This window comes from Geodermatophilus sp. SYSU D01106, assembly GCF_054049995.1.
On record NZ_JBJGYM010000001.1, the window covers coordinates 149,190 to 160,790 of the forward strand.

Here is an 11,601-nt window from a genome sequence, read left to right on the forward strand (position 1 = left end):
GGGCCGCTCGCCCCGTCAGGAGGCGGCGGCGAGCAGCCCGGCGGCCGGGGCGATGGTGAGCAGCGTCCCGGCGAAGACGAGGACGGCGACCACCTTCGGCCCCACCGGCTCCCGGCCGGTGCGGCTGCGCCAGGCGCCGACGCCGGCGACCAGGGCGGTCACCGCGAGCGGGGCGAGCACCACGGCCACCTGGGGCAGCTGCTCCCAGACGACGGTGGACAGGAAGTAGATGCCGACGCCGGCGGCGAGGGCCAGCACCAGCTCGCCGGCGAAGCGCAGCCAGGCGAGCGCGCCCTCCTTGGCGCCGAGCGGCTCGTCGAGGACGTCGGTCTCGCCGGGCCGGGTCACCGGGATCGGGCCGGTGGCGGGTGCCGGGTCGGAGGCGCCGGGGACGCCGGGCTTGCGCGAGGGCCCGCCGAGACCGGGGATGGCGGCCGTCGTCGGGCCGTCGGGTCCGCGGCCGGCCTTCGCCGGGGCGCTGCGCCCGGTGTCCCGGTCGGCGTCACGGGCCGGGCGGACGGCCTCCCGCCTCCGGCCGGTGTCGCGGCCGGTGTCGGAGACCCGCCCGGTGTCCGACACCCGGCCGGTGTCGGAGACGCGGCCCGTGTCCGAGACCCGGCCCGTGTCGCTGGCCCGACGGCCGGGGTTGGGGCGGCCGCCGTCGGTGTCGGGCTCGCGCTGGCGCTGCTTGACCGGGATGTCACCGGTGTCGCCGCGGCGGCGCCGGGCGCTGCGGGGTGCCTCGATGCCCGCCTCGCGCAGGATGTCGGCCAGCGGCCGGCCACCGGTCTCCGGACCGGGCTGTGACATCACGCGCCTCCCAGGGTGTCGAGCCGCCGGAGGATGACGCCCTCCCGCAGGGCCCACGGGCAGATCCGCACGGAGGGTAGATCCAGAGCCTGCATGGCGGCCTGCGCCACCACGGCACCGGCGGGCACCTGGTGCGCGCGGTCGGGCGACACGCCGCGCAGCTCGGCCAGCGCGCGGGACTCGATGCGGGAGACGAAGCCGATCAGCTGGCCCAGCCCGTCGGCGCTGAGCTCCCGCGGCACCCGCAGCCCCGCGGAGTAGGGCGCCGCGCCGGTGAGCCGGGCGAGCGTGCGGAACGTCTTGCTCGTCGCGGCCACCAGGTCCGGCGGCCCGGCCGCGCGCAGCTTCTTCGCCGCCGGCCGCAGCACGTCGGAGGCGTGCTCGCGCAGCGCGTTGAGGGCGGCGAGGTCGGGACGGCCGCCGGTCGCGGCCTCGGGCAGGAAGCGGCGGGTCATCCGGCCGGCACCCAGCGGCACCGACAGCGCCACGTCGGGGTCCTCGTCGGTGCCCGTCGCCAGTTCCAGCGAGCCGCCGCCGATGTCGAGGACCAGCAGCCGCCCGGCGCTCCACCCGTACCAGCGGCGGACGGCGAGGAAGGTCAGCCGCGCCTCCTCCTCCCCGCTGGTCACCTGCAGGTCGACGCCGGTGCGCGAGCGGACCCGGTCCAGCACCTCCATGCCGTTGCGCGCCTCGCGGATGGCCGAGGTGACCAGCGCGAGGACCTCGTCGCACTTCTCCTTCTCCGCCTGGTCACAGGCCTTCTGCACGGCCTTGACCAGCGCCTTCTCGCCCTCCTTGGACAGCACGTCGTCGGCGCCGACGTGCTCGGAGAGGCGCAGCAGCCAGCGGTCGTCGTGCTGCGCGGTGGGCTCCGCGCCGCGGTGGGCGTCGACCACCAGCAGGTGCACGGTGTTCGAGCCGACGTCCAGCACCCCGAGCCGCATGGGCACCAGTCTGCCGGGCGGGCCCCCCGCGGGCCCGCGGCGGGCCGACCGCGGGAGCCGACCTAGCCTGATCGGGTGCAGGACGTGCCGCCCGAGGTCGACCCCGACTTCGCCCGCGAGTGGGTGGAGTTCCCCGACCCGGCCGACCCGCGGCACCGGGTCCGCGCCGACCTGACCTGGCTGTCCTCGGCCTGGACCTGCGTGTTCGGGCGGGGCTGCGCCGGCGTCGTCCCCGGCCGGGCCGACGACGGCTGCTGCAGCCACGGCGCCTTCTTCAGCGACGAGGACGACCTCGCCCGGGTGACCGCCGCCGTCGCCGACCTCACCGACGACGACTGGCAGCTCGCCCCCGTCGGCCGCGGCGCGTGGACCGAGGAGGACGACGCCGACGACGACGCCGCCGACGGGGCCCCCGGGGAGGGCGGCGTCCGCTCCCTGCGCACCCGCCTGGTCGACGGCGCCTGCGTCTTCCTCAACCGGCCCGGCTTCGCCGGCGGCACCGGCTGCGCTCTGCACCGCATGGCCCTGCGCGAGGACCTGCACCCGCTGCTCACCAAGCCCGACGTCTGCTGGCAGCTGCCGGTGCGCCGCGAGCAGGAGGAGGTCGAGCGGGGCGACGGCAGCACCGTCCTGGTGAGCACCATCGGCGAGTTCGACCGCCGGGGCTGGGGCCCGGGCGGCGCCGACCTGCACTGGTGGTGCACCGGCTCCCCCGCCGCGCACGTCTCGCCCGAGCCGCTGGTCCTCACCTACGCCGCCGAGCTGACCGCGCTGGTCGGCCCCGACGCCTACGCCGAGCTGCGCCGGCTCACCGAGGCGCGGCTGGACCAGGGGCTCGTCGCGCCGCACCCGGCCAGCCCCGCGCCGGTGCCGCTGACGCTCCTCCCCCGGCGGCCGGGAGCCTGAGACCGCTCGCCCGTCCGGGTGCGGCGGGGCCTGACGATCACGGTCCGCCACTACCCTGCGGAGGACGACCGCGACGACCGGACGGCGAGGACTGTGAGCGACGGACATGCGGCGAGCCCGGGCACGCACGGGCCCGGGTCGTCGGCGACCGGTCGGGGCACCGACAACGCGCTGGTCGCGCTGCTGCGGATCCCGGTCTTCCGGCGCATGTGGGCGGCGATCGCCGTCTCCAGCCTCGGCGACTGGCTGGGCCTGCTCGCCACCACCGCGATGGCCCAGCAGCTCACCCGCGACGAGTCGACGGCGGTGCAGGGCGTCGCCATCTCCGGCGTCATCCTCGTCCGGCTGCTGCCCGACCTGCTCCTCGGCCCGATCGCCGGTGCCCTGGCCGACCGGCTCGACCGCCGCACCACCGTCATCGTCGGCGACCTGCTCGCCTGCGGCCTGTACCTCTCCATCGCGCTGAGCTACGAGCTGACCTGGCTGTACGTCGCGCAGTTCCTGGTCGAGGCCGTCGGCCTGTTCACCAACCCGGCCAAGCAGGCCAACTGGGTGGCCATCGTCCCGCGGGAGCGGCTGGCGACCGCGAACCAGGTGTCGCTGTTCAGCGTGTACGGGTCGGTGCCCGTCGCCGCGCTGCTGTTCGCCCTGCTGTCCACCGTCTCGCGGGTGTTCCCGGGCGGGGAGGCCGGCGACACCCGGACGGCGATCGTCGTCGCGCTGGTGTTCAACTCGCTGACCTTCGCGCTGTCGGCGGGCATCGTGCTGCTGTCGCGGGCGCTGATACCGGCCACGCAGGTCGACCGCGAGGCACCGGCGAACGTCTTCTCCCTCGTCGTCGAGGGCGTCTCCTTCCTGCGCGGGCAGCCGCTGATGCGCGCCCTCTACGTCGGCGTGATCGGGGCCTTCGGCGCGGGCGGGCTGACCGTCGGCGTCGCCCAGCTCTACGTCGTCACCCTCGACGCCGGTGCCGCGGGCTACGGCATCCTCTTCGGCGTCGTCTTCACGGGCCTGGCGATGGGCATGCTGGTCGGCCCGCGGATCCTGCCGACCATCCCCCGGCGCACCCTGTTCGCCCGCTCCATCGGCCTGGCCGGCCTGGCGCTGCTCGCGATGTCGCTGCTGCAGGAGTTCGTGCTGGCCGCGGCCGCGGCGTTCCTCGTCGGCCTCTTCGCCGGCGTCTCCTGGATCATCGGCTACACCCTGATCGGCTTCGAGGTCGAGGACCGGCTGCGCGGGCGGGTGTTCGCCTTCGTCTTCTCCTCGGTGCGCATCGAGCTGCTGCTCGCCGTCGCCGTCGGCCCCGGCCTCGCCGGGCTGCTCGGCTCGCACGAGCTGAACGTCGGCGAGCTGCGGTTCACCGTCAGCGGCCCGGGCCTGACGCTGCTGGTCGGCGCGCTGCTCGCGCTCGGGGTCAGCGCCTACGCCGTCCGGCAGGTGGCGCCGCGCGGGCGCCCCGGCACGCGGGCCCGCGACGTGTTCCGGCTGCTGTGGGGCAGCTCGGACCTGCTGTCGGCGTCCTCCAGCGGGGTGGGCCTGTTCGTCGTTGTCGAGGGCGCCGACCGCGACCTCACCCGCCGCTACACCGCCGACCTCGCCCGCGTGCTGCGCGCGGACGACCGCCCGGTGGTCACCACGCACGAGCCCAGCGACACCGCGCTCGGCCGCCAGGTGCGCGGGCTGCTGTTCCCGCCGGCCTCGCCGCCCGCCGACGGCCGCACGGCGACGGACGGCCGCACGGTCACCGACGACGAGGGCCGCCCGGTGGCGGCCTACACCGCGGCGCTGCTGGCCGCCGCCGACCGCGCCGAGCACGTGGCCACGGTCATCCGCCCGGCGCTGCAGCGGCGCGAGATCGTGGTGTGCAACCACTACGTGGACACCTCGATGGCCTTCCACGGGGCCGGCCAGGGCCTCGACGCCGACCGCATCCTGCGCACGTCGCTGTGGGCCACCCGCGGCCTGCTGCCCGACCTGACCGTGCTCGTCGACTCGCCGGTCACCGCCGGGCCCGACGGTGCCGACGCCGACGCCGTGCGCGCGGGGTTCCTCGCCCGGGCCGACGCCGCGCCCGACCGCTACGTCGTCGTCCCCGGCGAGCTGCTCGACGCCGACGCGCCGCACGACGGCGACGGGCTGGTGTCGGCCGCGGTGCGGCGCCGCCTGGGCACGCTGCTGGCCCAGCGCTACCCCGAGAGCGGTACCCCGGCCCCCGCGGACGCCTCCGACGGCGCGAGCGGCCCGGCCGACGCGCCGGTCGGCGCGGGCCGGACCGGTACCGGGACCGTGCCCGGAGGCTCCGTACGCTGACCGCCGTGGCTGCCCCGGTGACCCCTCCCCCGCCGACCTGGACGGCCGAGGACACCGAGGAGGTCGACTGCTGCCTCTGCGGCGTCCGCGGCCGGCTCGTGCACGACCTGGCGCCCTTCGGCGTCGTCCGCTGCCCGTCCTGCGGCCTGGTGTTCGTCAGCCCGCGGCTGCGCCCGGAGGCCCTGCAGCGCCTCTACGACGACGTCGGCTACTTCGAGGGCGGCGTCTACGGCGGTGCGGTCGACGGTGGGTCCGCCGACGGCGGGGCGCAGGAGACGGGGCGGTTCGACCCGGCGATGGTCCTGCAGCGCACCTGGACGGCGGGCCGGCTCGCCCTGCTCGACCGGGTGCGCGGTCGCGCCGCCGGGGGCCGGCTGCTCGAGGTCGGCGCCGGCTACGGGCTGTTCCTCGACGCCGCGCGCCGCGCCGGCTGGACGGCCAGCGGCGTGGAGCTCTCCCGCACCGGCGCGCAGCACGCGGTGGACGCGCTCGGCCTCGACGTCTTCTGCGGCCAGCTCGCCGACGCGCCGCTGACCCCGGGCTTCGATGTCGTCTGCGCCTGGGACACCGTCGAGCACGTGCCCGACCCGCTCGACTTCTGGCGGACGGCGCGCTCGCTGGTGGCCGAGGACGGCGTCGTGCTGTTCTCCACGCCCTACGTGTCGTCACTGCCGGCGCGGCTGCTGGGCACCCGCTGGTGGACGCTCAAGCCCGCCGAGCACATCTGGCACTTCACCCCGCGCACGCACGCGATGGTGCTGGCGCGCGCCGGCTTCGCCCTGACGCAGGTGGTGCGCAGCCCGCTCGCCCCGAGCAACGCTGGCCGGCTGGACAGCCTGGTGGGCGTCGCCCGGCCGATCCCGGTCTGACCCTCCCCCGGCCTCAGGCGGCCGAGCCCTCGCCGACCGGCACCAGGGCCGCGGCGCGGAAGGTCTGCCGGTAGGCCCGCGGGGAGACGCCCCGGCGGCGGCCGAACTGCTCGCGGAAGCCGGCCGCGGTGCCGAAGCCGACGAGCCGGGCGATCTCCTCGACCGGGGCGTCGCTCTCCTCGAGCAGCGTCTCGGCCGCGGCGAGGCGCTGGGCGAGCAGCCACGCGTGCGGCGTCGTCCCGGTGGTGGCCTTGAACCGGCGGGCGAAGCTGCGCGGGCTCATCAGCGCCCGCCGGGCGAGGACCTCGACGCTGATGTCCTCGGCGAGGTGCGCGCGGGCCCAGTCGAGGACGAGGCCCAGCAGGTCGTCCTCGCAGCGGGCGACGGGCTCGTCGATGTACTGGGCCTGGCCGCCGTCGCGGTGCGGCGGCACGACCATCTCGCGGGCCAGCGCGTTGGCCGCCGCCGAGCCCCACTCGCGGCGCACGAAGTGCAGCAGCGCGTCGACGCCGGCGGCCGTGCCGGCACCGGTGATCAGGGTCCCCTCGTCGACGTAGAGGACGCGCGGGTCGACGTCGACCGCCGGGTACCGGGCGGCGAGCTCGCCCGCGTAGCGCCAGTGGGTGGTGGCCCGCTTCCCGTCGAGCAGCCCGGCCGACGCGACGACGAACGCGCCCGTGCAGTGGCTGATGATCTGGCCGCCGCGGGCGTGCACGGCGCGCAGCGCCTCGAGGACCTCGTCCGGCACCGGCTTCGACAACTTCTCCCAGGCGGTGACCAGGACGACGTCGGAGACCGCGAGCCGCTCGAGGCCGTGCTCGGCGTGGACGGCGAGCCCCGTGTCGGTGCGCACCACCCCCGGCGCGGTGCTGACGATCGCGAAGTCGAAGCGCGGCAGGCCGAAGCGGGAGTGGTCGTAGCCGAAGACCTCCGCGGCGACGCCCAGGCCGAAGGCGCCCAGGACGCCGTCCCCGGCGAGGAGGCTGACGACGACGGGACGGTCGGTTCCGGTCACGCCGACATCATGGCAGGAAAGACGCGGTCCATGTCACCCCTGCCACTCGTCGGCGCAGGTCGGCCGGAGCACGCTCGTCCCATGTTGCTGATCACCTGCCCCGTGACCCGGACCGACGAGCTGGTCGCCGACCGGCGGATCCGATCGGTCACCAACCACCCGACCCACGTCGCGCTGGCCGTGGAGTGCCCCTCCTGCGGGAGCGTGCACGTCTACCGGACCGGCCGCCGCTGGGAGTCCCGCGAGGCCGCGCCGGCCGCCACGGCCGCTCGACCTGCGCCGGAGCTCGCGCGCGCCTAGGCTCGAACACATGAGCGAATCGAACGTCAACACCGGTCAGGCCGGCGACCCCACGGCGGAGAAGGACCCGTCGGACTGGGTGACCGGCGACGAGCCCGCCACGGGCGCGCAGAAGAGCTACCTGCACACGCTGGCCCGCCAGGCCGGCGAGGACGTGCCGGAGGACATCACGAAGGCCGACGCGTCGAAGAAGATCGACGAGCTCCAGGAGGAGACCGGCCGGGGCCAGTGACCCCGGTCGGTCAGCTCGGGCGGCGGGTCCGCAGGACCCACCCCCGAGCTGACGGGAGCACGCGCGACACGAGGTGAGCCCACGCGTGGTCGCGGTGCCCGCCGGTGCCTGGCCGCGGTGTCGGCCGGTAGGCCGACGACGTGATCGCCCTGCGAGGACGGCGGACCGGTCGCGGGGCCGGAGGCTCCCGACCGGGATGCCGTGGAACGGCTCAGTGCAGCGGGGGGACGCCTCCTGGCCGCGCTCGTCGGCCGGAGGCCGACGATGTCATCGCACTACTGCTCGAACTTGTAGCCCAGGCCGCGGACGGTCACCAGGTGCTTGGGGTTGGCCGGGTCGGGCTCGATCTTGGCCCGCAGGCGCTTGACGTGGACGTCGAGGGTCTTGGTGTCCCCCACGTAGTCCGAGCCCCAGACGCGGTCGATGAGCTGGCCGCGGGTGAGCACGCGCCCGGCGTTGCGCAGCAGCAGCTCGAGCAGGTCGAACTCCTTGAGCGGCAGGGCCACCTGCTCGCCGTCGACGGCGACGACGTGCCGCTCGACGTCCATGCGCACCGGGCCGGCCTCGAGCGCGCCCTCGACGGGGGCGTCGACGTCGCCGCGGCGGCGCAGCACCGCGCGGATGCGGGCGACGAGCTCGCGCGCCGAGTAGGGCTTGGTGACGTAGTCGTCGGCGCCGAGCTCGAGGCCCACGACCTTGTCGACCTCGGAGTCCTTGGCCGTGAGCATGATGATCGGGACGTTGCTGCGGGAGCGCAGCGCCCGGCAGACCTCGGTGCCGGGCAGGCCCGGGAGCATGAGGTCGAGCAGGACGATGTCCGCTCCGGCGCGGTCGAACTCGGCCAGCGCCTCGGGCCCGGTGGCGGCCACGACCGCCTCGAAGCCCTCGCGGCCGAGCATGTAGGACAGCGCGTCGGAGAAGGACTCCTCGTCCTCCACCACGAGCACTCGCGTCATTTCCGTCCTTCCTGGAGGACCCCGGCCGGGGCGTCGTCCGCCGCGCCGGGAGGTTCGGGGCGGTCGGAGGGGTCCTCGACCGCCAGGGGGATGCGCAGGGTGAACGTGGAGCCGAGGCCCTCCTCGCTCCACACGCTCACCGAGCCACCGTGGTTGCTGGCCACGTGCTTGACGATCGCCAGGCCCAGCCCGGTCCCGCCGGTGCTGGTGGCCCGCGACTGGTCGACTCGGTAGAAGCGCTCGAACACCCGCTCCCGGTCGGCCCGGGGGATGCCGATGCCGCTGTCGGTGACGGCGATCTCGGCGAACCCGCCGCGGGACCGCGCGCCGACGGCGATCTTCGTGTTCTCCGGGCTGTAGGCGACGGCGTTGGCCAGCAGGTTCGTGACCGCCGTCGTCAGCTGGTTTTCCACGCCGCGGACGGCGAGGCCGCGGCGCCCGCCGACGGCGATGGTGATGCCCTTGGCGGCGGCGGCGAGGCCGGTGCGGTCGACGGCCTCGGTGAGCACGGTGTCGACGTCGACCGGCGCGAGCTCGGGCAGCGGCTCGGCGCCCTGCAGCCGGGACAGGTCGATGAGCTCGCGCACCAGCTTGGCCAGCCGGTCGGCCTCGTGCGCCATGCGGGCGGCGAAGCGCTGCACCGTGTCCGGGTCGTCGGCCGCACCCTGCATCGCCTCGGCGAGCAGCCCCAGCGCGCCGACCGGCGTCTTGAGCTCGTGTCCGACGTTGGCGACGAAGTCGCGGCGGACCGCCTCCACGCGGCGCGCCTCGGTGACGTCCTGCAGGACGAGCGCGACGGGGCCGGGGACGACGGTGGGCGCGGCGTCCAGCGGGACGCCGTGCGCCCCGACCAGGCGGGTGCCGCCGCCGACGACCTCGCCGGGCAGGGAGACGTCGGCGCGCCGGCTGCCGGAGGTGCGCACCGTGCGGACGAGGTCCGACAGGGCCGGCACCAGCAGGCGCCGGTCACGGACCAGGCCCAGGGCGCGGGCGGCCGGGTTGGCCACGACGACGGCGTCGTCCTTGTCGAGCACCAGGACGGCGGGGTCCATGAGGTCGATGAGCCGCCGGGCCAGCGCGGCCTCGCGGGCGGCGTCGCCGGGGTCGGCGGCGGCCCGCGCGGCCGCGTCGGACGGCCGGCGGGCCAGGACGACCGCGACGGCTCCCAGCGCCGCACCGACGACGAGGCCGGCCACGACGGCGACCAGCAGGCTCACGCCGCCGATGCTAGGCGTCGCGGGGCCCGGGACATCCCCCGTGTGAGTGGTCGCGGAACCGGGTAGACCGATTGTTCATGCCCGGGTGCCCCCGCGTTCACCGGGCGGGATCTCGCGGCGTCCGGTGAGCACCTACCCTCGGTGTCCTGGGGACGGCCGCCGAGCAGAGGTGTCCGGACGGCGTGACCGGTGAGGGCCGGCCCGACGAGGAGGACCCGTGCGCGAGCACTACCGCGAAGAGCTCGAGGACATCAACAACTGCCTCGTGGAGATGTCGAACTCCGTGGGCTCGGCCATGAGCAAGGCCACCACCGCGCTGCTCGACGCCGACGTCGCCCTCGCCGACCTGGTGATCGCCGGCGACGAGCACATCGACGCGGTGCGCGAGAGCATCGAGGAGCGCTGCTTCACCCTCCTCGCCCGCCAGCAGCCGGTCGCCACCGACCTGCGCACGGTCACCACCGCGATGCGGATCGTCGGGGACCTCGAGCGCATGGGCGACCTCGCCGTGCACGTGGCCAAGCTGGCCCGGATGCGGTTCCCCGAGTCCGCCGTCCCCACCGAGGTCCGGCCGATCTTCCTCGAGGCCGGCCACGTCGCGCAGAGCCTGGTGACCCAGGTCGGCACGGTGATCGCCAAGCTCGACGTCCAGGGCGCCGCCCAGCTGGAGCGCGACGACGACCTCATGGACCAGCTGCACCGCCAGCTGTTCACCGAGCTGCTGAGCCCCGGCTGGCCGCACGGCATGGAGTCGGCCATCGACATCACGCTGCTCGGCCGCTACTACGAGCGCTTCGCCGACCACGCCGTCAGCGTTGCCCGCCGGGTGGTCTTCCTGGTCACCGGCGAGCGGGACATGGTCGCGCTCCCGAACTGAGCCGCCGTACGACGAGGGCCCCCGCACCGGACGGTGCGGGGGCCCTCGTCACATCGGCTACTTCTTGCCCTGGTTCTTCACGGCCTCGATGGCGGCCGCGGCGGCCTCGGGGTCGAGGTACTCCCCGCCCGGCTTGACCGGCTTGAGGTCGGCGTCGAGGTCGTAGCGCAGCGGGACGCCGGTGGGGATGTTGAGCCCGACGACCTCGTCCTCGCCCATGCCGTCGAGGTGCTTGACCAGCGCCCGGAGGCTGTTGCCGTGCGCGGCGACCAGCACGGTCGCGCCGGTGCGCAGGTCGGGGACGATCGAGTCGTACCAGTACGGGAGCATCCGGACGACGACGTCGGCCAGGCACTCGGTGGCCGGCCGCACCTCCGGGGGCAGGAAGCCGTAGCGCGGGTCGGCGTCCTGGGAGTACTCGCTGCCGGGGTCGATCGGCGGCGGCGGGGTGCTGTAGGAGCGGCGCCAGGTCATGAACTGCTCCTCGCCGTACTCGGCGAGGGTGGCGGCCTTGTCCTTGCCCTGCAGCGCGCCGTAGTGCCGCTCGTTGAGCCGCCACGACCGGCGCACCGGGATCCACTGCCGGTCGGCGGCGGCGAGCGCCAGCTCGGCGGTGGTGATGGCGCGCCTGAGCAGCGACGTGTGCAGCACGTCGGGCAGCAGGCCGTGCTCGGCCAGCAGCTGCCCGCCGCGCGCGGCCTCGGCGCGTCCCTTCTCCGACAGCTCGACGTCGACCCAGCCGGTGAACAGGTTGGCCCTGTTCCACTCGCTCTCGCCGTGGCGGAGCAGCACGAGGGTCCCGGGCGTGGTTCCCGCAGACATGGTCACGGGCCCATCCTGCCCGACGCCGTCCTCAGCGGGTGACCAGTGGCCAGAGCACCCAGGCCTCGTAGACCGCCGGGGGTGCCAGGCCGGCCAGCAGCCAGGGGCTGCGCACCCGCCGGGCGGCGCCCCACCGCACCGCCGCGACCAGGGCGACGCAGCAGCCCACGGCGACCGCGAGCCACAGCACGGTGGCGCCGACGTCGACGACGAACAGCTGCGCGAGCACGAGCTGCACGGCGCACAACAGCAGCGGGTAGACCAGGCCGGAGGCGGCCACCACGCCCATCAGCGCGCGGCCGAGCCGCTCCTGCTGCGCGGGTGGCTCCTGCACGCCCCCACG

The 11,601-nt window shown here is 75.5% G+C and carries 13 protein-coding genes; 6 read left to right on the forward strand and 7 right to left on the reverse strand.

Annotated features, from left to right (window positions below):
- Window positions 1-15 precede the first annotated feature (15 nt).
- Both ACI78R_RS00815 and ACI78R_RS00820 read right to left on the reverse strand, forming a co-directional pair.
- On the reverse strand, window positions 16-810 hold the full coding sequence (locus ACI78R_RS00815; RefSeq protein ID WP_073421919.1) for a chromosomal replication initiator protein DnaA: 795 nt from the start codon (window positions 808-810) through the stop codon (window positions 16-18).
- The gene (locus ACI78R_RS00820; RefSeq protein WP_073421255.1) at window positions 810-1,754 is read right to left on the reverse strand and encodes a Ppx/GppA phosphatase family protein; all 945 of its coding nucleotides are present in this window, start codon (window positions 1,752-1,754) and stop codon (window positions 810-812) included. The genes ACI78R_RS00815 and ACI78R_RS00820 overlap by 1 nt, the downstream gene beginning before the upstream one ends.
- A 75-nt stretch (window positions 1,755-1,829) precedes the next feature.
- Between ACI78R_RS00820 and ACI78R_RS00825 the strand changes: the two genes are divergently transcribed.
- The 3 genes from ACI78R_RS00825 to ACI78R_RS00835 all read left to right on the forward strand — a co-directional run bounded on the left by ACI78R_RS00825 (window position 1,830) and on the right by ACI78R_RS00835 (window position 5,839).
- Window positions 1,830-2,660: a hypothetical protein gene (locus ACI78R_RS00825; RefSeq protein WP_457039333.1), complete on the forward strand. Its 831-nt coding sequence runs from the start codon at window positions 1,830-1,832 to the stop codon at window positions 2,658-2,660.
- Between the two features lie 93 nt (window positions 2,661-2,753).
- Window positions 2,754-4,970 (forward strand): bifunctional MFS transporter/dTMP kinase, encoded by a 2,217-nt coding sequence (locus ACI78R_RS00830; protein ID WP_073421253.1) that lies wholly within the window; start codon window positions 2,754-2,756, stop codon window positions 4,968-4,970.
- Window positions 4,971-4,975: 5 nt separating this feature from the next.
- A complete protein-coding gene (locus ACI78R_RS00835; RefSeq protein WP_245794645.1) occupies window positions 4,976-5,839 on the forward strand; it encodes a class I SAM-dependent methyltransferase in 864 nt (287 codons plus the stop codon).
- A 13-nt stretch (window positions 5,840-5,852) separates the two neighbouring features.
- Here ACI78R_RS00835 and ACI78R_RS00840 read toward each other — a convergent pair whose 3' ends face one another.
- Window positions 5,853-6,854, reverse strand: coding sequence for a helix-turn-helix domain-containing protein (locus ACI78R_RS00840; protein ID WP_336028362.1), 1,002 nt, complete (start codon window positions 6,852-6,854; stop codon window positions 5,853-5,855).
- 81 nt (window positions 6,855-6,935) lie between these two features.
- Here ACI78R_RS00840 and ACI78R_RS00845 point away from each other — a divergent pair, with 81 nt between their 5' ends.
- Window positions 6,936-7,154: a hypothetical protein gene (locus ACI78R_RS00845; RefSeq protein WP_457039334.1), complete on the forward strand. Its 219-nt coding sequence runs from the start codon at window positions 6,936-6,938 to the stop codon at window positions 7,152-7,154.
- Window positions 7,155-7,164: 10 nt separating this feature from the next.
- A complete protein-coding gene (locus ACI78R_RS00850) occupies window positions 7,165-7,386 on the forward strand; it encodes a DUF3072 domain-containing protein (RefSeq protein ID WP_073421249.1) in 222 nt (73 codons plus the stop codon).
- Between the two features lie 275 nt (window positions 7,387-7,661).
- Here ACI78R_RS00850 and ACI78R_RS00855 read toward each other — a convergent pair whose 3' ends face one another.
- Window positions 7,662-8,342: a response regulator transcription factor gene (locus tag ACI78R_RS00855; RefSeq protein ID WP_073421248.1), complete on the reverse strand. Its 681-nt coding sequence runs from the start codon at window positions 8,340-8,342 to the stop codon at window positions 7,662-7,664.
- Window positions 8,339-9,559: a sensor histidine kinase gene (locus ACI78R_RS00860; protein ID WP_336028372.1), complete on the reverse strand. Its 1,221-nt coding sequence runs from the start codon at window positions 9,557-9,559 to the stop codon at window positions 8,339-8,341. Before ACI78R_RS00860 ends, ACI78R_RS00855 begins: the two co-directional genes overlap by 4 nt.
- Window positions 9,560-9,776: 217 nt before the next feature.
- Between ACI78R_RS00860 and phoU the strand changes: the two genes are divergently transcribed.
- Window positions 9,777-10,436 (forward strand): phosphate signaling complex protein PhoU, encoded by a 660-nt coding sequence (gene phoU, locus ACI78R_RS00865; protein ID WP_073421246.1) that lies wholly within the window; start codon window positions 9,777-9,779, stop codon window positions 10,434-10,436.
- Between the two features lie 57 nt (window positions 10,437-10,493).
- On the opposite strand, the gene ACI78R_RS00870 is transcribed toward phoU, so the two are convergent.
- Together ACI78R_RS00870 and ACI78R_RS00875 are read right to left on the reverse strand one after the other, a co-directional pair.
- Entirely contained in the window at window positions 10,494-11,258 is a 765-nt protein-coding gene (locus ACI78R_RS00870) for a phosphoglyceromutase (protein WP_073421918.1), read from the reverse strand.
- Window positions 11,259-11,289: 31 nt separating this feature from the next.
- The gene (locus tag ACI78R_RS00875; protein ID WP_073421245.1) at window positions 11,290-11,592 is read right to left on the reverse strand and encodes a hypothetical protein; all 303 of its coding nucleotides are present in this window, start codon (window positions 11,590-11,592) and stop codon (window positions 11,290-11,292) included.
- Window positions 11,593-11,601 lie beyond the last annotated feature (9 nt).

What these genes read in the sequence shown, in the direction of transcription:
- ACI78R_RS00815 (WP_073421919.1), bottom strand. Translation starts at nt 810, where the DNA reads ATGTCACAGCCCGGTCCGGAGACCGGTGGCCGGCCGCTGGCCGACATC.
- ACI78R_RS00820 (WP_073421255.1), bottom strand. Translation starts at nt 1,754, where the DNA reads ATGCGGCTCGGGGTGCTGGACGTCGGCTCGAACACCGTGCACCTGCTG.
- ACI78R_RS00845 (WP_457039334.1), top strand. Translation starts at nt 6,936, where the DNA reads ATGTTGCTGATCACCTGCCCCGTGACCCGGACCGACGAGCTGGTCGCC.
- ACI78R_RS00850 (WP_073421249.1), top strand. Translation starts at nt 7,165, where the DNA reads ATGAGCGAATCGAACGTCAACACCGGTCAGGCCGGCGACCCCACGGCG.
- ACI78R_RS00855 (WP_073421248.1), bottom strand. Translation starts at nt 8,342, where the DNA reads ATGACGCGAGTGCTCGTGGTGGAGGACGAGGAGTCCTTCTCCGACGCG.
- ACI78R_RS00870 (WP_073421918.1), bottom strand. Translation starts at nt 11,258, where the DNA reads ATGTCTGCGGGAACCACGCCCGGGACCCTCGTGCTGCTCCGCCACGGC.